Here is a 21903-nt window from a genome sequence, read left to right as displayed (position 1 = left end):
TTTATATTTCTTATTTGTTTAAAATTCTTTATTTTTATTTTATGACCTCGAATAAGACAGCTAATCCGATTCCACCACCACTTCCAATTGCAGCCAAAACATAATTCATGTCTAGCTGTTTTCTTCTTTGTGCTTCATAGAAAAGTCTTGTAATCAGGATACTTCCAGAGGCTCCATAAGGATGGCCGATCGATAATGCTCCACCACATACATTTAATTTGGAGGTAGGGATGGATAGTTCATTAGAACAAGCTATTATTTTAGATGAAAATGCCTCATTTATTTCAAAAAGATCAATATCTGCAACAGTTAAATTGTTTCTCGTTAATAAGTCTTGAATAGCAGGGATTGGAGCTGCACCTGGATAATTCGGATGCACGCCAGAAACTTGACTATCCACAAATCGTAATACAGGCTTTAACCCGTTTTTTATAGCCACATTTTCTTCCATAACTAATACTGCAGATGCTCCATCATGAATTCCACAACTGTTTGCCGCTGTAACAGTACCGTTCTTTTTAAATACAGGATTTGCTCTTTTTAAAAGTTCTTCCATTTTTCTTTTTTTAGAAAATACTTCATCCTGAGCGTAATCACCAATTGGAATAATCTCTTGATTGAAATCTCCTTTGCTATGTGATTCCCAGCTTCTTGTATAACTTAGTAGAGCATATTGATCTTGAGTTTCTTTTGAAATAGAATATTTTTCAGCTACATTTTCCGCTGCGATACCCATATCTGGATCACCAATTTTATCAGGAGCAAATCTCGCTTTTGAAGGAAACGGGGAGGTACTAGTACTTTCAACACCTCCAGCAATATAGCAGTTTCCAGCCCCACCTTGAACTAAATAACAAGCCATTCGAATTGCTTCTAATCCGGCACTACATTGACGATCAATTGTAACTCCTGGGACAAAAAGGGGAAGGTCTGCTTCTAATGCAGAAACGCGAGCCACATTCCCACCTGGACCTACTACATTTCCTAAAATGATGTCATCAATCTGATTTTCCAATCCATTTGCCAACTGCTTGAGTAATGGAGCCGCAAGCCCATGTGGTTGATAATCTTTTAAGATACCACCGACTTTTCCGATTGGTGTTCGCTTTGCTTTGACAATGACAGCTCTTTTAATGTTTAGTCACCTGCAATTCTATTTGTTTAATTAACTCAGCACGCGCAATTTTACCGCTTGTTGTATACGGCATTTCATTTTGAAAAAACCATTTGCGTGGGATTTTATAAGAAGATAAGTATGTCTTGCAAAATTTTTTCAACTCAAAAGAAGTGCATTGCCCAGTAATTACAGCAGTCACAATCTGACCCCAATACTGGTCAGAAAGTCCAATAACGGCAACTTCTTCAACACTCGGATGAAGAGAAATGACTTTTTCGATTTCTTCAGGAAAAATATTAATTCCTCCATAAAGAATCATATTTTTTTCTCGTCCATTTATTGTCAAGAAGCCTTCTTCATCAATATAACCCATATCATGAACAGTAGCCCAACCGTCTTCGTCCTGGATTGAGTGAATCACGCGCTCATTTTCTTCAAAGTAACCATTTATTATATACTTACTTCTGACATATATTTTTCCGGTTTCATTCGCTTTAGCCAATTCTTGATTTTGACGACGAATTTGTATTTCTACACCATAACAAGGTTTTCCAACCGTTTTTACCTTTTCAATACCATCTGGATCAGATAAAACGGTGATGAAGCTTAGTTCACTAGCCCCAAAAAATTCGTATATTGTCATTTCAGGAAACAATTGACGAAACTCTATTTTAGATTTTTCAGTCCATTTTGCACCGGAAGAAAGGATTTTTATAGATTTATTGACTTGAATTCCTTCTCTTAATAATGCTTCAATCATTGTCGGAACAACATAAATTGTGGAAAGTGGTGAGGAATCTATCATTTGTAATACGGTTTTAGGTGAAAATTTTTCTAAAAGATAAACGGTTCCACCTAAATATAAACTACTTATAGCACCATAAAGAAAGTGAGAATGAATTAATGCTCCGGGTATAAGCGTTTGATCTGATTCATCCAATCCAAAGTCAAACCGATTACAATCAAAGCTAGCTACCCATGAATCTTGAGAACGAATAAAAGCTTTTGGGCTTCCCGTTGTACCAGAAGTAAATCCAACATAAAAAGGCAAATTCTCTTCCAATTCTATTGAAGAAAGAGAATCGTAATTTGCGATTTCTTGCAAGCATTCATCCATTGGTTTCAAATTTGGAATTTGTGAATTAAACTTATTGTAAATTTCACTTGTCGTAACAATAATTGAGGGATTCGAAAGTTTTACTCGTTTTTCTAAATCCGCTAAATTCCATTTCATATCAAACGGAGCGGCAATCCAACCAGCCTTACAAGCTCCTGCAAACATTTGCAAGAAAGGGATCCCATTTGGTAAAAGAATCCCTATTGTTTTCGTATCTGAAGGTTGAGTATGTAGCCAATTAGCGGTTTGGTTAATTAATTGATGCCATTCATTATAAGTAATTTGTTGAATACTAGTATGTATCGCAATTTTGTTAGGCGATAATGTAGCGAATTTCTGATAAGTTTCTGTAATATTTGCCATTCTAAATCACCCCTATAAAAAAGAGACACGAAAAAAGTGTCCCAAACGAATTATATATTTTTTGCTGATTGCTTTGAATAGTTTGTTGTCAATGAGTTTGAAAAAACTGGATGCTGTCTTAGTTTATATACTAAAATTGAAGCAAGGATCGCTTTTATCACATCACCTGGGATATAAACTAAACTTATTTTTACAGCTGTAAAAACTGGAATTTCCATAATAGCTGCTTGAATTGGAATACCGATTAAATAGATTAATAGAATACCAACAGTCAAATTAATCAATAAGACATATTTTAATTTTAACGTTTTAAAACGTGATAATAAATAACCAATTACAAAAGCCGTAATAGGCCATGATATTAAATAACCAACACTTGGACCAGCAAATACACTAAATCCACCTCTTCCACCTGATAGAAGTGGCATACCTACAGCAACTAGTAATAAGAAGATTGTTTGGCTAAGTGCACCTAATCTTGCACCTAACACTCCACCAGTAAGAAGAACCCCTAGCGTTTGTAAAGTAATTGGAACTGGTGTAAAGGATAACATAATTGGAGGAACTTGTCCAAGGACACCCATAACTGCTGCAAACATTGCTACAAATGTAATTTCTTTGATTTTCATTGTTGATTCTCCTAATGTTAATTTTCTGATAACAACTATCATATTAATGAAACTTAAATTATATGTCAACTAAATATTTTTTTAGGTTAACATATACTATATTAAGATAGGAAACTTTCATAAAAAGTTAACAGTGAATGTGTCAATTTTTAAGATAATCAAGTGAGCTATTTCAGGACGGAAATAGAAAGGATAAGGTTTTACATAATAAGAGGTACTTAGGATCGCTTTATTAATTTTAATAGTTACCTAGGGAGGATATTCTTGAGGAGAATCGAGATTATTAGTTCAGGAGGAGCGAGAAGGTCTATATTTGCTAGACGTATAGGAGACACATACCATATGGTTTTGGACTTCCACTTATTAAAAAAAGTACAATTTAAAAAATAGGCATAGATGGTTTAGTTTAAATCAAAAAGACAGCAGGCTAATAGTAGCCAACTGTCTTTTAATTTTTTATTAGATGAGTTCTCTCTATAGTTCAATATTCAGTCATATTCACTTTCTGGCCAATGCGCTCAATTACATCTTCTAACTCATCAGGTTTCAAAAACTCAATCGGAGAAAATCCTTTTTCAAATTGCAAAGTATCGGCTTCTAAAATAACAACATATCGACCGTTTACTTTTGCAATATGTAGATTATCACCAAAATCAGCTAGCATTCCTTTTACCGAAAAATGATCAGCTTTAAATGATAATTCAATTTCTGGGGTATGTTCCACGATTTGTGCCGCTGCTTCGATTACTTCATTAGGAGTAAAATGCTCTTGAATTTCACGTTTAGGACTTGCTGCCCAAACTTCCATTGCTGCATCGAATTGTTGTCTCTCAACGCTTTCTTCTTCAAATACATCTTCAATTTTATCATAAACCATTTCCATTACTTGGGCTTTAACAATTTCAGGCATTGATTCAGAATATGATACAAATTTTAAGAAGTCCTCAAAATATCTTGCATGAGAGGCTTGATGGATTTTTAATTCACTCTCGGAAATCATCCCTAATTCTTCCATATAAGGGTATTGAATCGATTTCATATTTTTTGTTGTAATGGCCATTTCAACTGTTTTGATAAGGGTAGATTCATCTGAAATGGATGCAACCTTTGGTTCGAAATCGCATTTTAGTACAAATAAGAATGGATCGTCAAAATATTTTCTTAGTTTCGCTTGAATGACTAAAAACGCTCCTCCACGAACTGCACTCGTTTCAATGTAATTAATGACTAAAGTTTCATTTTCTGCCTTAAATTCTTCGATTGATTTTGCATCACGTATACGTTGGAATAAATTATAATTTGGATTTGAGTCTAAAGCGTAGCCTTCTTCAACGATAAAGTGACCTAATTTCGTAGGTACAGAATCGGATTTTGGATGTCTTTCAACTTTTCGATTAACAATTCTTTCAAGTTCCCCTTCTAAAAAGCCTTTCAAAGCACTTTCTTCAAACGTTGATTCATCAATTGTTTGAAAATGTTTATATCGTTTATCTGATTGTTCACCTTTACCTTCTACAGTTACAACATAAAACGATAAATATGTAATTTCAAAATCCAATCCAATCACCTTTTTCTATTTTCTGTATTTAAGTATATGGATGTGGATTTGTCGAGTCAATGATAAACAAAATTAAGTTTCGAGCAACATTCACTTGAAAATTATCATAAGATAGAAATTTTACAGTTATAAGACAATTTCATTACACACTATGATAAAATAAGGATATAATGAAATGTGGAACCGAATAAATTTATAAGTACTTGGATGTGTGTATTTCACATCTTTTTTTACGTTTACTTGCTAAATTTTTGGAGCCAATCATATGGAGGGGGGATGAGAGACCTGAGAATAGAAAGAATAGCTACCATCTCATTAATTATCGTAACATTACTTTGGGGCACAACATTTGTAGTAGTCCAAAATGCGATTGCATACGTTGATCCGTTTGCATTTAACGCATTTCGATTTATCCTCGCAACTTTAGTCCTTTTACCATTTATCGTTAAAAGAAAACAAAAAACTAAATTAACGGTTAAACAAATCGCTATTACTAGTGGTATTGGATTCATGTTGTTTTTAGGCTATTTACTTCAAACATTTGGACTGAAGTATACAACATCATCAAAATCAGGTTTTATTACTGGTTTATGTGTAGTATTAGTACCTGTTCTTTTATATTTAGTCTATAAAGAACGCTCAAACTGGTCTACAGTAATTGCTTGTTTAATCGCATTACTAGGATTAAGTTTCTTAACTTTAGGTGATTCATTCTCTATAAATCTTGGAGATGTACTAACACTATTCGGTGCCGTTGCTTTTGCATTCCATATTATTTTATCAGGAAAATATACGAAGCAAATGGATCCAATCACTTTTACGACGATTCAACTTGCAACAGTTGGGATTAGTAGTTCGATTTTTTCTCTAATATTTGAAGATACTTCTGTGTCTTTTTCAAAAGAACTTTGGATCAATCCGACGTTTATTTTTGCTGTAGTGATCACTGCGGTATTTTGTACGAGTATAGCATTTTGGGTTCAAATGTTTGCTCAGCAACATATTTCTTCTACGAAAGCAGCATTAATTTTTATATTTGAACCTGTTTTTGCGGCATTTACTGCAGTTCTTTTTGCAAATGAAACATTATCTATTCAAACAATTATCGGTGGGACATTCATTGTTGGCGGTATGCTATTATCTGAAGTTCCTTTACCTAAAAGACGAACAAAAAAAGTAAAAAATGAAGCAATATAGTAAGAAATGTAAGAAATTTTAAATAAATGTGCATAATACACATTGACAGATACAATTTGTTCACGTATTATAGCTTTAAATTAATAAATGACTTAGAAAAGGAATAGTAAGTTTATAAGCTTTTTAGAGAGGGAATGGTCGGTGCAAATTCCTAAAGCAAGTATTCTGAACCAGCCTTGGAGTCTCTGTACCGAACGATAAGTAGGCTACAGCGGTTTTCCCGTTAAAGATGTTAAGAGATTATGTAGAGTTTACATAATAAGTAGGGTGGTAACGCCATGAATGGTCCCTTTTGATCATTCATGGTGTTTTTTGTTTATAATCCGCTTATTTTCGTATAGTTCTATATAATAATTAGGGTGGTAACGCCGAGAATGGTCCCTTTTGATTATTCTCGGCTTTTTTTGTTTTCTAAAAATCGATGAGGAGTTTAAAAAATGAGTTCAAAAAAATTTGTTGAAGCGATTACAGATATGGATGTTGATTTTGCACAATGGTATACAGATATTGTAAAAAAAGCAGAATTAGTCGATTACTCAAGTGTTAAAGGATGCATGATTTTAAGACCTTATGGTTATGCATTATGGGAAAATATCCAAAAAGAATTAGATTTTCAATTTAAACAAACAGATCATGAAAATGTATATATGCCAATGTTTATACCTAAGTCATTATTACAAAAAGAAGCTGATCATGTAGAAGGATTTGCACCTGAAGTTGCTTGGGTGACACATGGTGGCCATGATGAATTAGCTGAACCTTTAGCGGTACGTCCAACTTCGGAAACACTATTTTGTGAGCATTTTTCAAAAACAGTTGAAAGCTATAATGATTTACCAAAACTTTATAACCAATGGTGCTCAGTAGTTCGTTGGGAAAAAACAACTAGACCATTTTTAAGAACGACTGAGTTCTTATGGCAAGAAGGTCATACAGCACATGCAACCGCAAAAGAAGCACAAGCAGAAACAATTCAAATGCTAAATGTTTATGCTAACTTCTTAGAAAACTTCTTAGCGATTCCTGTTATTAAAGGTCAAAAAACAGAAAAAGAAAAATTTGCTGGTGCAAAAGCAACATACACAATCGAGAGTCTAATGCATGATGGTAAAGCATTACAAAGCGGTACATCACATAACTTTGGAGACGGTTTTGCAAAAGCATTTGATATTCAATACACAGATAAAAACTCAAAAAGACAATATGTTCACCAAACCTCTTGGGGCATGACGACAAGGGTAATCGGAGCATTAATTATGGTTCATGGTGATAATAGTGGATTAGTTTTACCTCCAAAAGTAGCACCAACACAAGTAATGGTTATTCCAATTGCACAGCATAAAGCAGGTGTCATTGAAAAGGCTACTGAATTAAAAAATCGTATTTTAAAAGTTGCTCGCGTTAAAATCGATACTTCGGATAAAATGCCTGGCTGGAAGTTTAACGAATATGAAATGAAAGGTATACCAGTTCGCGTAGAAATCGGACCAAAGGATATCGAAAAGAATCAAGCAGTTTTAGTCCGACGAGACACAAGAGAAAAAACGATTGTTTCATTAGATACATTAGAAGATAACATTACAAAATTACTTGAAGAGATCCAATCATCCCTTTATGAAAAAGCACTAAACAATCGTACAGAAAAAACATTTGAAGCTACTTCCATGGAAGAGCTAAAACAAATCAGCGAAGAAAATCAAGGATTTTATAAAGCAATGTGGTGTCAAGACGTAGCTTGTGAAGAACAAATAAAAGAAGAAGTTGGATTAACTTCAAGATGTATTCCATTTGAACAAGAACAAATCGCAAAAACATGTGTCTGCTGTGGAAAGAAAACGGATGTAATGGTTTATTGGGGTAAAGCATACTAATTTTAATCACACCAACTAAAACTAGGCAGGTGAATGATCGATGGAAAGTTTAAATTCTTTAAAAGACCATCTACGAACGTTAGAAGAAAATTTACTTAAACCAGAAATTCGTACATCTCAAATTGAACTAAAAAAACTACTAGCCGATGAATTTTTCGAATTCGGAAGTTCTGGAAGAGTTTTATATAAAGATGACCAATTAGAACATGGGATAGGAATCGTAAAAATGGAGTTGAGCGATTTTGAAATTCATCCATTATCGAACGAAATTACATTAGTTACCTATCGAATATTTAACGAAATAAAAAAACAACATTCCTTACGTAGTTCCATTTGGAAGCTAAAAGATGGTCAATGGAAAATGTATTTTCATCAAGGTACACCAACTGAGTTTTAGTTAAAAATATAAAAAGTGAAAAAAGAACACAAATCAATTGATTCGTGTTCTTTTGCTTTGCTCTAAAATAAATAATCAAATTAAATTCTATGGTATGATAAATTCACAATGATTAGCGAAGGAGAACAAAATGTATTTAACAATTAAAGAAACAGCGGAATACTTAAATCTTGATGAATCTTATATTAAACAATTAATTCAGGATCAAAAAATAAGAGTAGTCCACGATGGTGAACAATACTTAATTTACAAAGAGCAATTTAATAATCACTTAGAACAAATGGAAAAAGCGAAGAAAATAATTGCAGATTATTATAACGAACCAATTCCTGAAGACCTAGACGTAAAGGACGAAGATTAAAAAATATATCAGATTATAAGAGGTTGATAATTTGATCTACTTCTTACAATCTGATTTTTTTTATTCAAAGTTTAAATTAGGACTTATTATTGGAAATATTTCACAATTGAAAATTACATACACATTGTATACAATTTTAATATAAACTATTTTTTAATTTTTATTAATCAGTTTTATGATAAACCTAACGTTAGGTTAAGGGGTGTTGTAGTATATGAAAAAGGAAGTAATGATTATAGTGCCCATCCTTATTACGATATCGGTTGTTTTAAGTATAAACAATGCTTATCACGAAATGGTTAATACAGGTGTAGGAGAAGGTTTTGCTGATTTCGTTAAATATATAATACATGGACTTTTCTAGTAGAAATAAAAGTAAGATTAAAATAAAAATAACCTTGTTTCCTTAATTGGGCACAAGGTTATTTTATTTCTATCTTGTTATAAAAAAGTACGTTCACATATTTGGTATAACAAGATTAATGCGGAGTTACAGTAACGTTTATTCAAATTCTCATGAGCCAACCTAACTAATTCTTTCACAATATTCCCACTGATCCGGCCACCAACTTTACCGTTTTGATGGGATGTAACGACAGGTATTAAATCGTTAGTACTAAAGGGATTGTACAGGTTTAAGGCGTATGAGACGGTATAAGGTGGTATGTCGAACTGGAATACAGTAGTTCTTGTACCTTTGAAGGTTTTGTTTTATTAGCTGGGTTAGCTATCTATTGGTCCCTTATTCACGATTTGGGCAACAATCAATGCGTATCATCATAACGATTTAGGATATGTAGCTTACATATTAATTACGAAATGGTATCGACCAAAACAGGAACATATCTAATGGAGTATTATTTGACAATCTTATAGAACTACCATGGTAGTTCTATAAGGTAAAAATGTTGTTGTAGTATATGATGTCCAATGTAGTACAAAAATAGGATAGAATTAACAGATATCATATCTGTTTTTCTATCCTTCGTTTTTTGTCATACCATGTATGACTTTAAATAAAAACACTTAAATATACATATTTTTTCTCATTTACTTGACTTTCAATAAAGTATTTTCCAAATCTTTTTTTCAAAGTTTTAGTTTTACTAAAATCCTTCATCTTGAGATGAAAATGGTATATGAAGTCTTTGCTCAACCACACGAAGTCGCTGATTTAATCTATTTAAGCGTCTAGTGTGACGTTCTGAAGTTTGTTGAAGTTGATTTACTTCCCTGTTTAGCTGATTTACTCGTCTTTCTAACTCATTTATTCGTCTTGTAAAAGATTGAAATTGTCCTTGCTGTCTATCTACGTCATACTCATCATGATTGGTTGGTTGATAATATTGATGTTGTAAGAATGAAGATTGAGTTGGATAAGTGTAATAATTACCATAGTAATACATAATATCTCGCTCCTTCCTTTTATGATAACAAGATAAAATATGTAGGCAAATGAAGGATGGAAACGGCTCTAGCCTAATTTACTTAATAAAAATATAATGTTATGAAGTTAAGTTAAAAAAGAAATTAATGGACATTATGAAGAATTAATAGAAAAGAATTAGGCCAGTTTGAGAAAATTTTTAAGACTAAAAAAGTAAACATTTTCAATTAATCTAAATACGATTTTATAACTTTATCAACAAAATAGCACAGTAAGAAGAGTGTTTAATAAATAGCAATAAATAAGGTTCTTATACACATGCTTTAGTTGAAGATCGTGAGTCATATTATGTTGTCATCAAAAATACCAATAAGGAAAAGTCAAATGGTGTAACTAATGGTTGAATATGGGAAAGTAAAACTATATTCTATGAGAGAAGGACAAAATATAAATACTATTAATAAACCCCGTCATCAACGTTTATTTAAATTCTCCTGAGCCATCCTAACTAATTCTTTCACCATATTTCCACCAATCCGGCCACCAACTTTACCGTTTTGATGGGATGTTAAATTGCCATTGTATCCTTTTGTTAAAGGAACTCCTACTTCTTTTGCAGCTTCAAATTTTGCAGCTTCAGGGCTAGTAGTATTCATTACTTTAGCTTTTAAAGCATCTAAAGCTTTTCTAGATTCAGGAACTAAGATTTTATTTTTTCTACTCAATCAAACCCACTCCTTTTAATTGTAGATTTCCCACTTATTCTTTTTTAAATTATGGAAATAATTGCTATAAAATAGGGAATGTTACATAATGAAGTCATGCGTTTTAAATACATATAAAAGGAGAATGAGGATGAAATCTTTTAATGTAACATTTCATAAAGAAGATAATGTTGACAATATGATGATTCAAAAATTGAATGACGAGGAGTATCATAAATCCACTGAAGGTGGAACTAGACATTTATTTGAAATCGATACAAATATAGGCTTTTTTGTGTTTTTAGATTCAGAGGATAATGAAGGGAATGTGTCTCATTTAGTGCTTCAATACAATGAAGAGGATGAAGAGCCAGTTGCGTGCTATTCATTTGCAATGAAAGACTATTATGAATTCATGGCTTTATATTTAAATGATTTAGAATTTGTTGATGAAACTTCTGAAGAAGAAGAAGTTGAGCTTGATGCTTCTAGCTCGATTCATCATTTAGTTCATTTATTATTCCATGTAATCGAAGAAGGCGAAGATTTAGAAGTTTAAATTTCCAAATAAATGTATATTCTTCCAAAAATCACCGGGTTTATATATTTGAAAATGTATTTTTATGCAAAATATGGTAGTTTCACTTATTCGCTTTCATTATAAATTTAAAATAATAATTTTGAAAAGCTCTTGATATTTTATCGAGGGCTTTTTTATTTTTGAAAAAAGATTCTACACAATTAAACATATAACTCTTACCACTTAATAGAATTAATACAAGGATATTTTAAAAGAAGTAGATTTGTAAAAAATAAAGTAGAATAGGAGTCGATCATATTGAACCTGCCACAGTCTGTATGTATTAAAGAAATTGGGCCTCGAATGAATTTTCAATATGGATCACGATTATCTATTGAACAAAAACTACAATGGATTCAACATCTCGTCGATAGTGGATTAAATCACATCGAGGTATCAACATTATTCCACTCCGGAAATAAGCAACAGTTTAATGAAGCGACTGAATTAGTATTAAAGCTAAAAAGAGAAAATGGTTTAACGTACGGAGTATTAGTTCCTAATAAGAGAAGTTTAACGAGAGCATTTGTAGTAGATGCAGACGAGATTAACTTTTTTCTATCAGCAAGCGAATCGTATAATGAAAAAATTAAAAATTGCTCTATTAAACAGTCACTTAAGGATATTAAACAAATGACTACAGTAACGAAAGATTATGAAATAACAACGCGTGCTTATATAACAACCGTATTCGGATGCCATGGTGAAGAAGTTCATCATCAAAAAGCAATCGAGTTGGCATCGCAATTATTAGATGATGGAGTAGAAGAGCTATCCTTTGTTGATTCTGTTGGAAGAGCAACACCTCATCAAGTTAAGATATTTTTAGAGGAATTACTATTAAGAGTACCTAAAGAGCGCTGTTCAATACAATTTTATAATACTTATGGATGTGGTTTATCTAACATATTTACAGCACTTACTTATGGGATTTTGCGGTTTGAATCAGCAAATGGTGGATTCGGAGGTTGTTTTCCATCTGAAGTAAGAAATAGGATGACTGGAACAGAAGATTTAATATCATGTTTGCATAAACTTAAGATCGATACTGGCGTTGATGAATTAAAGCTATTAAATGCTACAGCTTATATTTCAACTCAAGTTAAAGAAGAAGAATCCTCTAGTAAAAAGCATCTAACATGATGCTTTTTTATTTTAATAATTTGGACAAGAATTGAATGATTTTTGCATATAATTTACTAATTTGGATGAAAGGAGTATTGATTATGTCTAGTTTTGAAGCAATTATTTTAGGCATCATTCAAGGGTTAACTGAATTTCTACCGATTAGTAGTACAGGCCATTTATATCTTGGTAGACATTTATTTGGGTTAGATGAAGCAGGTCTGTTATTAGATACTTTAATGCATATTGGTACTTTATTAGCAGTCTTTGTTTTTTACAGTAAAGAATGGAAAAGTTTGATTAAAAAGCCGTTTTCAAAATTAACTTTATTATTATTTGTAGGAACACTACCCGCTGTCATTGTTGGCTTATTATTTAAAGATTTTTTCGATGAAATTTCCGTTTCAGGCAAAACAATTGGCTGGGAGTTTATCTTTACGGGAATTGTTTTATTTATTGCTGATAAAAGGAAAAAAGGAAAGAAAACGATGGAGGAGCTAACATGGGTAGATGCTTTATTCATCGGTTCATTTCAAGCACTTGCTATTTTTCCAGCGGTTTCTCGTTCAGGGCTAACAATCGCTGCTGCATTATTTAAAGGGATGGAACGGAAGAGTGCTGCATATTTTTCTTTTTTACTTTCAACTCCTGCAATTTTAGGTGGAATTGTCTTTCAAGGAAAGGATCTTCTAGGAGGGAAAGCTGAACATATCGCATTTTTCCCATTATTCCTTGGTACTTTAGCCGCAGCTTTATTCGGATATTTAGCGATTAGTTGGATGATCAATTTATTAAAAAAGCAATCACTGAATATTTTTGGTTATTATGTAATTTTCCTAGGGGTTAGTATTGTTGTACTTCAATATTTGAAGATATTTTAATCAATCTAAGTACATTCAAAAAAGAGCAGATGATCCTGCTCTTTTTTATTGACTTGAACAAAATTCATCATTTCAAACCACCTCCATAATTTGTAGTGAACAATCCGCAAAGTCTAAGAGTTTATCCTAGGTAATGTGAATCTATATCCATATTTTACTATTTTTACCTAATATTACATAATTTTTAGTTTTGTATAATTAAAACGATGAGATTTTAAAAGATTCCATACTTATTTTTAATCATTAATAGATTTCAAGTTCTAGAATAATCGTCTAAAATTAACTTATCACCATATAGGAGAAGATACAGATGCAGATTGTTATTACATTAAAAAGTTTATCTAAACGAAAAGGCTTTTTAGAAAAAAAACCAATTGAAATTGTAAATGTTCCATTAAATCTTGAAGAATTACTAACAGAACTAATTTCATTAAATGTAAATACATATAATCAAAAAGAAATTGATCTTCCGTTTCTTCCATATTTAACTGAAGAAGAAATAAACTTAAAATCTACAGTTGGAAAGATTGGTTTTGATTTGAAAAAGAATGACACAATCGTTGATTTAAATGAAGCAATCTCAACTGCTTTACAAGCATTTCAAGATTGTCTGTTTAAAGTATTTTTAAACGACAAGGAAATAGAAAGTCTTCAGGAAAACATAGAGTTACATGAGAATGATGAGATTACATTTATAAAATTAACGATGCTGACGGGCCGTATGTGGTAGAAAGGACTTTAACATGGAACAAAATAAGGAATATTTTCAAAGATTAGAAGAAAAATTAGACGTGTTTAAAGGTAAACACTTAAAAATTGCTAGATTACTGATTAATGGCGCTAAAAAAGATCCGTACTACTATGATGATTATGTTTATCCAATAAAAAAAGAATTAATAAAAAATCAAGATTCAACTACTAATGACTGTTTTGAACCAATTAGAGAAATTATCAAAGTCTTATTAGGTGAAAATGAATGTAAAGTAATGACTTACATCATCAATCATATTGTTGACTATCCATATGCGAATAGCTATCAAAGACGTCCGTTTCGAACGAAAGATCTTACAGTACATACTAATAGAATCATCGGAAAAGCAATGTCATTAATTCGATTAAATCAGCACGATGTGTCTTTAAAATCAATCCTAACGTCAACATCTGAACTAATTGATCATTACTATTATCAGTCAATATTAAGTGATTATATTGCTTATGAACTTGATTCTGAACATGAAGAAATAAAAAATGCATTAAACGAAATCATATTTGGTGAAAATAACACTGCTTTACTAAGTAGATGGATGATTGAAGGGTTGTTTAAATCTCATCAGCCAGAAAGCTATGAAGTTTTAGGAAAACTACTTTTAGCAGCGGGTTTACAGGAAGGCTTAAGACAAAATATCGTTGAATCGATGGATCAAGGTACTATTGAAGGTATGAGTTATCTACTTCAAGTTATCATTGAAAATAATTTAACCCGTTTTAGTTCGATTGTCAGAGCGCTTGCCGTTTGGACGGGTATTGATTTTGAAGCAAATAACAAAAGAATCATCAATCAATTTATGACTAATATTTCGATGGCATTAAGGAAAGAAGAAATACGTAATGAATGGCTATCAGAAAACAATGTTGATAAACTGTATATTTCATTATGGGCAAATGGTGTATATGAGGAAGCTAATTTGATAAATGAGATCAGTCATATTCTTTCAAATGGAGAATATTATCAAAAAGTCGTCGCACATTATTTTATTGCTCAATTTGAAAATGAACCGCTTGTTTATTCACTGATACATAATCATATAGTACAATCGGATTTTGAATTGCAAGCATGGACAATAACTAATTATCCATATCGTTGTTCAACCCGATATAACGATTTAAGTAAAGAAAATAAAGTTACCTATTACAAAGAACCTCTTTTAAACGATAAAATAGTTCGAGAAAATCAGTTTATGTATTTTCGTAATTTGTTAGAAAATGGTCCAAAGGAAAATAAAGTATTAAGTTCAAGCGCATTTAAACAAATGGAACTAACCTATTCTCCTGATACAATCATTCAAATTTTATTTTATTTAACGGCATATGACTTAGATCATAATTGGATTACTAAGTTAATGGATTACAAAAAATATATGACAGCTGATACAAGATCACAGTTTTTAAATTATTTTATAGTGAATTATGATGATCCAGCTCAAAAGGAATATCTTTTTAATGCGTTATCGGATAGAAGTGTAATAATTAGAGAAGAGGCAATCGATAAGATTAAAAAATTAAAATTAAACGACTCAGATATTCCACGAATTGAGTCATTACTTGCTCTTAAAACACCATTCATTCGAAAAGAAGCGATTCATTTACTTTTAAATCTTAAAGAAGAGCAATTAACGGATTCGTTAAAACGATTATTTAGTAGTAAGAAAGCACCGCAACGACTTGGTGCTTTAGATATTGTGAATCAAACGAAAGAAAATAAACTACATAGCTCCAACTTTGAAAAATATAAGGAATTACTTTCTTTAATAACGAAGCCAACTGAAAATGAGCGGTTACAGATTGAAAAATTAACGAAACAAGAGTGGAACGATAAAAATGGATTTGGTTTATATGATCCTACTAAATCTAGGTCAGTTCAAAAGCTTGAAATTGAAGAAGCCTTTAAGAAACAAGAATGGTTTACACTTAGTGAAGATAAAATAGGTTCATTTTTAAATGGTCTATCTGAATTAATTCATGAAAATAGAGATTATGAATTCGAAATTGAACATTGGGATGGACAAAAAGAAACAGTTTTGTTAGGTAGTCAGTTAGAATTAGTTCGACACAATACTATAAAAGATCATTTGAAATGGATTGATCAATTACCATTATCAGATGTCTGGAAAGAATATTTAGATGCTAGTCAGCTAAATACGAATCAACTAGTTGAAGTATGGTTTTATTTAAACAGTAGTTACTTAGTAAATTATTACTTTAATACACTTGACCCTTGGGATTATAGGTATCGAAATTATGAATTAACTGAAGCAGAAAATAGTGCACCATTAAAAGACTGGCAGAAAGACTTACTTTTATCATTTTACCCAATAACAAGCTTTAAGAAAGTAAATGAATCGTTTGAAGAACAGCAGTATTATGAACAAATTAACTGTATTATTCAGGCTTATTTTGAAGACCTTCCAAAAGAAGAAAAGTTTCATTATGTGCTAAATCAATTAAAATCATTTTCTTTACTCATACCAGAAGGAAAAAATTGTTTAAAAATCTTTGATTATTTGTCTGAATCGATAATTGAATGGATGGAAGAATCCGTTTATGACGATCAATCATTTATTCAATACTTTGAATATAAAAATTATCTTTACCATTACTGTAATAAGCGTTTATTTAAACATTCACCAGAGGATTTAATACGTGCCTTTGTTTTAGATGTTATTGATGTAAATGAGTTACTTAAAGAAATTCTATGTGATAAAAGTCATAATAGGTTCTTTAGAGAAATCTATCAAGAAAATAGTGATTTACTTAAGAAGTATCCAGAAATAACTCCTTTAGTCCTTAAAGTATTAAATAGGGTTTTGGAAATAGAGTTGGAACGTGGCGATTTAGCAACTAGTGTTACGAATTTTGCAGATGGAATTCATTATTTTGAAGGGGCAAGCTACTTTGTTCAAATTCTTGAGAGACTTGAAGAAGAAGGTTTTATTCGAGGCTATTTTTACTCAGGAGGAGATGAAATTTCGAAAAAAGAGTCGTTTAGTTCATTGTTAAAAGCATGTTATCCAAGTAAATATGATAACCTCGAACTATTTACTCAATTATTTAAAGGAAAAGAGATATCAGATAAACGATTACTTGAAGCTGCTATGTATGCACCACAATGGCTTGATTTAGTCTCTGAATATTTAAATTGGAGCGGTTTAAAAAGCGCTGCCTGGTATTTCCATGCACATATTAATGAAGATTTTGATGATCAAAAAGCAGCTATTGTAGCACAGTATTCTCCAATCGAACCAATTCAATTTAATGATGGTGCATTTGATATTAATTGGTTTAATGAGGCGTATGTTGAGTTAGGGTCAGACCGTTTTGATATTCTTTATGATTGTGCTAAATATATTTCTGGTGGGTCAAATCACCGGAGATCACAGTTATTCGCAGATGCTGTATTAGGTAAGTTAAAATTAGATAATCTGAAAAAATCAGTTATTGATAAGAGAAATAAAGATCATTTATTATGCTATAGTTTAGTTCCTTTAGATGATTCAAATACAAAAGATTTAGTAAGTCGCTATGAATTAATCCAGCAATTCTTAAAGGAAAGTAAGCAATTCGGAGCACAAAGAAGAGCTTCTGAAGCAAAAATAGTTGAAATTGCATTAGGAAATCTAGCTAGAAACGCAGGTTTTTCAGACACGATTCGAATGACTTGGGATTTGGAATCTAAAAAGGCTGAAGAATATATTACCTACTTTGAACCGAAACAGATTGATGAACTTACAGTAAAACTTGCGTTTAATGAAAAGGAAAATGTGAACTTATCCATCCAAAACAAAGATAAGATTATTAAATCTGTTCCAGCTAAATATAAAAAGCATGAATATATTCTGAAAATAAATGAAGTAAAGAAAGAAATAAAAGAACAATTAAGAAGAGCGAAAACAGAATTAGAACGATCTATGGTTTCAGAAACTACTTTTACTGTAAAAGAGATGAACAATTTAACTAACAATATGATTGTCAATCAATTACTGAAAAAGCTAATTTTCGTAAATGATCATAAGATTGGATTTTTTGAAGAAAACAAAATTATTAGTCCGAATGGAGAAGAATACCAACTAGCAGATTCTGATATTCTGAAAATTGCTCATCCTATCCATTTGTATGAAAATGGGATGTGGAGTGTATGCCAGAGGTTTATTTTTGAACATAAGATTGTTCAGCCATTTAAACAAGTGTTCAGAGAATTGTATTTACCAACAATTGATGAATTAACGAACGGTAAGGTATCTAGACGTTATGCAGGTCATCAAGTTCAGCCTAGAAAAACGGTCTCTTTATTAAAGAGTCGTTTATGGACAGCAAGCTACGAAGAGGGACTTCAAAAGGTTTATTATAATGAAAATATCATTGCAAGATTTTTTGCTGTAGCGGATTGGTTTTCACCTTCAGATGTTGAGGCACCTACTATTGAGACAATTGAATTTTTTAATCGAAAAACAGATGAAAATATTTCAATTGAACAAATACCTAAAATTATCTACTCTGAAGTAATGAGGGATCTTGATTTAGTAGTTAGTATTGCTCACGTAGGAGGAGTTGATCCTGAAGCTAGTTTATCTACGATCGAAATGAGAAAAGCAATTATTCATGAGTCTCTAAGGTTGATGAATATCACGAATGTAGAGTTCTCTCAAAATCATGCAAAAATCAACGGAAAACTTGGAGAATATAACGTACATCTTGGAAGCGGAAACGCATTTAAGAATGCAAAAGGTTCTTTATATATTATCCCAGTACATTCACAGCATAGAGGGAAAGTCTTTTTACCGTTTATCGATGAGGATCCAAAAACAGCGGAAATCTTATCAAAAATCATTTTATTAGCTCAAGATCAAAAAATTAAAGATCCAAATATATTAATGCAATTAACGTAAATCGTACTAAATAAGAAAAAGCACAAGGTGTCGTAAACTTGTGCTTTTCTTTTTTAATCTTATAATTTTTTTACTTTTTCTTCTCGGCCATTCATCGCATTAATATAAATATCATACGTATCGTGATTGTAAGTACATAAAAATTCGTAAGTAAGTATTTCTTTATTAAAGTCATTTAAGATGACTGCTAACCGTTCTTCTTCAACTTTCACATTTTTATTAAGTTTTCCTTTAGCTTGCGCAAGCGTAAGCTTAGGAGTTGGGATTTTACGTACATGGTTTGAAGTAATATAATTTTTCGCATTAAACCCAATTACTTCGCCATTATCTAAAGCAACTTTTAATTGAATAGCTTCAGGATAAATCCGTACATTATTTACTGATTTAACGTATTGAAGGACACCAACTGTATCATATTGAGAGCTGTCATATAGTTCCATGTTTTTATACTTTTTTGAATTTAAATAACTTAATCCTTTTTTCACCGCATCATCTAAGCCAATTTGTTGCGTTTTCATTGGTCGTGTCGTCATAAAAAAGATTGGTAACCCTGCTGTTTCTGTTATTTGCATATAAGTATCAGCTGTAGGCTTCGTATGAGCCATCGTGATCGCATAAAAAGGTTCGAATTTACGGTTTTGACTTTTATTAACTTGAATTTTTTCTACATTCTTGAGCGGTACATAATCTTGGGCTATTTTTTTTGCTTCTGTTTCAGATATTTTTTTTCCAGTAAGTTTTTTCAATCCCTTAGATTCTTCCTGCCCATTTGTAAATGTAGGCCCAAAATCTTTGTCAGTCGTTGCTTTTACTTGTTCAATATGTTTAAATCCATTAACGATACTATTGTCACGAGGTGCTTTTCTTTCTTCAGCCATTTGACCAACGTCAATCCAGCTTAAGTTTTTATTCATGATATTAGTTTGAACATTCCGCAAACCATCTTGAATTTTTTCAGCTGTTGAATATATTTTTTTTAATGAATCAAATTCCTTATCTGTTAAAGGTTCCTTATCTAAATCACGAACCGCTGATTTATAGCTGAAGTTACCTACGCCTGTTAAAAAGGCCTGTGTTTTATCAAATGGTACAAATTTAAGTGGAAGCTGCGCTATGTCAGACTTAGCTTGAATCGAAATTCGCCACACATCCGCTAAAGCAGGGGAGAGGGACGTTCTAGAATTCATCGCTAACGTCGTACCAATTTTATCATGTAATAAATCTATATCGTATGTTAATTCATTAAAGGCTCTCTGGTAACTATTTTCAGCCTTTAAATTCATTTCATTCAAATTGCGATGTTGAGTATATCCCCAATAACCAGTTCCAATAAGAGCGGCTCCTAATGCACCTGCAACAATCCAACTACCTTTCATAATGACACCTCACTACATTTATTTGCAAAATTTATGTTGACCAATTGTTAAAATAATAGGGCGACCACGAATCCATTTATTTGTTGCTGTTTTAGGATTGTAATAATAAATACATCCAGTCGTTGGATCCCAACCATTTATCGCATCAATTACGGCTTTTTTAGCCTGTGCATTAGGTGTTAAATTAATTTGGCCATCTGCTACTGCTGTAAATGCACCTGGTTGATAAATGACACCAGATATAGAATTAGGAAAAGAAGCATTTGTCAAACGGTTTAATATGACTGCAGCAACCGCAACTTGACCAATATATGGCTCACCACGTGATTCACCATATACAGCATTTGCCATTAATTTAATGTCGTTATCTGTATAGCCGTTAGGTGCATTTGCAATCGGTTTATCATTTGGTTTCGCATTCGAATTTTTGGGTTTATTTGTATTCGGTTTTGCTGGTTTATTATTAGAAGTATTGTTATTTGCTGTGTTATTTGATGTAGTACCTTTATAATTTTTGGTTGCTTTCGTTAACATTTCTTTTAATTTAGTCCCAGCAATCCCATCAACCTTCATACCAAATTCCTTTTGAAAATTACGAAGAGCCCAGTATGTATTCCAGCCGAAAACTCCATCAGCTTTGTCGTCTAAAAATCCAATAAATATAAGGCGCTCTTGAAGCTCTTTAACATCTTGGCCAGTTGAACCGCGACTGAGCACTTGATTACTAAATGCATCAACTTGTTTTTTAGGTAAGTATGCATTCACCGTAATCAATGAAATACAAATTATGCAAATGATAATAAATGCAGTTTTATAGTGAAATTTTTTTTGCAAAATAAATCCTCCTTAATCAAATACATATACAATTACTATTTGTAAAAAATTTCTTTTTATTAACAAAAAGCGTAAAAACTGATATATATTACACAACCAATGAATGGATAGATAGGGTAGAGAGGTCAAATAGTAAGATATGAAGCAAAAAGGAGGAGGTCAATTGAAAAAAATCTATAGAGTAATTTTCACTTTCACATTCCTATTTTGTTTATTTATCAAACTGAATCCAGCGACAGCAGAACCTGTTTCTGAACCTCCATATGCAAAATGGGGGAAAATTGCAGTAGAAAAAACAATCCAACGATATCCTCAATCGGATGTTATCGATTATTTACACATAGGAAGAGAACAAAAATCACTAACCGTCTCAATTGAGAAATTCAAGCTATGGTTAAGAGTAAAAGATGGAAGTAGAGAATTTGGAGTTTTTGTTAATGTGGAATTTGATCCAAGAACAGATAAGTACTTAGGGATTAGTTATACTGAGACAGATCGATAAATAGATACTAAAAAACATCGCTTAAATAGTGATGTTTTTTAGAGTTATAAGAAGTTGTGAGAAAAATCACATATTAAATAGTGAAATATCCAATAGAGTAAAAATTAAATATATTTATGAAATGAAAATATGCGAACGGTAATTGAAATAATTTTAAATATTAATTTAGCAAATAAGTGAAAAAATAAAAAGAAATAAAATTGAATTTCAATTTCGATTTGAATTATTAAACGTATTAATT

The 21903-nt window shown here is 31.7% G+C and carries 18 protein-coding genes and 1 other annotated feature; of the genes, 10 read left to right on the top strand and 8 right to left on the bottom strand.

Annotated elements, in window-relative coordinates:
• Window positions 1-34 precede the first annotated feature (34 nt).
• The 4 genes from COC46_RS16405 to COC46_RS16390 form a co-directional block, all read right to left on the bottom strand.
• A complete protein-coding gene (locus COC46_RS16405) occupies window positions 35-1135 on the bottom strand; it encodes an acetyl-CoA C-acyltransferase (RefSeq protein WP_098810993.1) in 1101 nt (366 codons plus the stop codon).
• Window positions 1131-2597 (bottom strand): AMP-binding protein, encoded by a 1467-nt coding sequence (locus tag COC46_RS16400; protein WP_098810992.1) that lies wholly within the window; start codon window positions 2595-2597, stop codon window positions 1131-1133. The genes COC46_RS16405 and COC46_RS16400 overlap by 5 nt, the downstream gene beginning before the upstream one ends.
• A 50-nt stretch (window positions 2598-2647) precedes the next feature.
• Window positions 2648-3226 (bottom strand): biotin transporter BioY, encoded by a 579-nt coding sequence (locus tag COC46_RS16395; RefSeq protein WP_098810991.1) that lies wholly within the window; start codon window positions 3224-3226, stop codon window positions 2648-2650.
• A gap of 481 nt (window positions 3227-3707) precedes the next feature.
• Complete coding sequence (locus COC46_RS16390; RefSeq protein ID WP_098810990.1) at window positions 3708-4784, bottom strand: DUF3900 domain-containing protein; 1077 nt, start codon at window positions 4782-4784, stop codon at window positions 3708-3710.
• A gap of 276 nt (window positions 4785-5060) precedes the next feature.
• On the opposite strand from COC46_RS16390, the gene COC46_RS16385 reads away from it, so the two are divergent.
• From COC46_RS16385 to COC46_RS16370, 4 genes are all read left to right on the top strand, one after another.
• The gene (locus tag COC46_RS16385; RefSeq protein WP_176545195.1) at window positions 5061-5981 is read left to right on the top strand and encodes a DMT family transporter; all 921 of its coding nucleotides are present in this window, start codon (window positions 5061-5063) and stop codon (window positions 5979-5981) included.
• 84 nt (window positions 5982-6065) lie between these two features.
• Window positions 6066-6275: a binding site (T-box leader), on the top strand.
• A gap of 143 nt (window positions 6276-6418) precedes the next feature.
• Window positions 6419-7852, top strand: coding sequence for a proline--tRNA ligase (gene proS / locus COC46_RS16380; protein ID WP_098810988.1), 1434 nt, complete (start codon window positions 6419-6421; stop codon window positions 7850-7852).
• Window positions 7853-7892: 40 nt separating this feature from the next.
• Window positions 7893-8249, top strand: a complete 357-nt coding sequence (locus tag COC46_RS16375; protein ID WP_098810987.1) for a nuclear transport factor 2 family protein — start codon at window positions 7893-7895, stop codon at window positions 8247-8249.
• A gap of 130 nt (window positions 8250-8379) precedes the next feature.
• Entirely contained in the window at window positions 8380-8610 is a 231-nt protein-coding gene (locus tag COC46_RS16370) for an excisionase family DNA-binding protein (protein WP_098810986.1), read from the top strand.
• 1106 nt (window positions 8611-9716) lie between these two features.
• Here the strand turns inward: COC46_RS16370 and COC46_RS16365 are convergent.
• Together COC46_RS16365 and COC46_RS16360 are read right to left on the bottom strand one after the other, a co-directional pair.
• Window positions 9717-10016: a hypothetical protein gene (locus COC46_RS16365; protein ID WP_098810985.1), complete on the bottom strand. Its 300-nt coding sequence runs from the start codon at window positions 10014-10016 to the stop codon at window positions 9717-9719.
• Between the two features lie 454 nt (window positions 10017-10470).
• Window positions 10471-10722, bottom strand: coding sequence for an alpha/beta-type small acid-soluble spore protein (locus tag COC46_RS16360; protein WP_098810984.1), 252 nt, complete (start codon window positions 10720-10722; stop codon window positions 10471-10473).
• A gap of 130 nt (window positions 10723-10852) precedes the next feature.
• On the opposite strand from COC46_RS16360, the gene COC46_RS16355 reads away from it, so the two are divergent.
• The 5 genes from COC46_RS16355 (at window position 10853) to COC46_RS16335 (ending at window position 18950) form a co-directional block, all read left to right on the top strand.
• Window positions 10853-11260, top strand: a complete 408-nt coding sequence (locus tag COC46_RS16355) for a cytosolic protein (protein ID WP_098810983.1) — start codon at window positions 10853-10855, stop codon at window positions 11258-11260.
• A 279-nt stretch (window positions 11261-11539) separates the two neighbouring features.
• Window positions 11540-12424, top strand: a complete 885-nt coding sequence (locus COC46_RS16350; RefSeq protein WP_098810982.1) for a beta/alpha barrel domain-containing protein — start codon at window positions 11540-11542, stop codon at window positions 12422-12424.
• 83 nt (window positions 12425-12507) lie between these two features.
• Window positions 12508-13287, top strand: coding sequence for an undecaprenyl-diphosphate phosphatase (locus tag COC46_RS16345; protein WP_098810981.1), 780 nt, complete (start codon window positions 12508-12510; stop codon window positions 13285-13287).
• Between the two features lie 310 nt (window positions 13288-13597).
• Window positions 13598-14017 carry a hypothetical protein gene (locus COC46_RS16340; protein ID WP_098810980.1) on the top strand — a complete coding sequence of 140 codons (420 nt, stop codon included), beginning with the start codon at window positions 13598-13600 and terminating at the stop codon, window positions 14015-14017.
• 13 nt (window positions 14018-14030) lie between these two features.
• The gene (locus COC46_RS16335) at window positions 14031-18950 is read left to right on the top strand and encodes a DUF4132 domain-containing protein (protein ID WP_098810978.1); all 4920 of its coding nucleotides are present in this window, start codon (window positions 14031-14033) and stop codon (window positions 18948-18950) included.
• A 59-nt stretch (window positions 18951-19009) separates the two neighbouring features.
• Here the strand turns inward: COC46_RS16335 and ypeB are convergent, their stop codons facing one another.
• Both ypeB and sleB read right to left on the bottom strand, forming a co-directional pair.
• Window positions 19010-20329 (bottom strand): germination protein YpeB, encoded by a 1320-nt coding sequence (gene ypeB / locus COC46_RS16330; RefSeq protein ID WP_098810976.1) that lies wholly within the window; start codon window positions 20327-20329, stop codon window positions 19010-19012.
• Between the two features lie 15 nt (window positions 20330-20344).
• A complete protein-coding gene (sleB, locus tag COC46_RS16325; protein WP_369700062.1) occupies window positions 20345-21127 on the bottom strand; it encodes a spore cortex-lytic enzyme in 783 nt (260 codons plus the stop codon).
• Between the two features lie 196 nt (window positions 21128-21323).
• On the opposite strand from sleB, the gene COC46_RS16320 reads away from it, so the two are divergent.
• Window positions 21324-21662 carry a DUF3889 domain-containing protein gene (locus COC46_RS16320; RefSeq protein WP_255294938.1) on the top strand — a complete coding sequence of 113 codons (339 nt, stop codon included), beginning with the start codon at window positions 21324-21326 and terminating at the stop codon, window positions 21660-21662.
• Window positions 21663-21903: the final 241 nt, after the last annotated feature.

This window comes from Bacillus sp. AFS041924 (assembly GCF_002577195.1).
Lineage (GTDB): Bacteria > Bacillota > Bacilli > Bacillales > Bacillaceae_G > Gottfriedia.
Note: the sequence above shows the minus strand (reverse complement) of the source record. Positions and strands in the feature narration are given on the sequence as shown.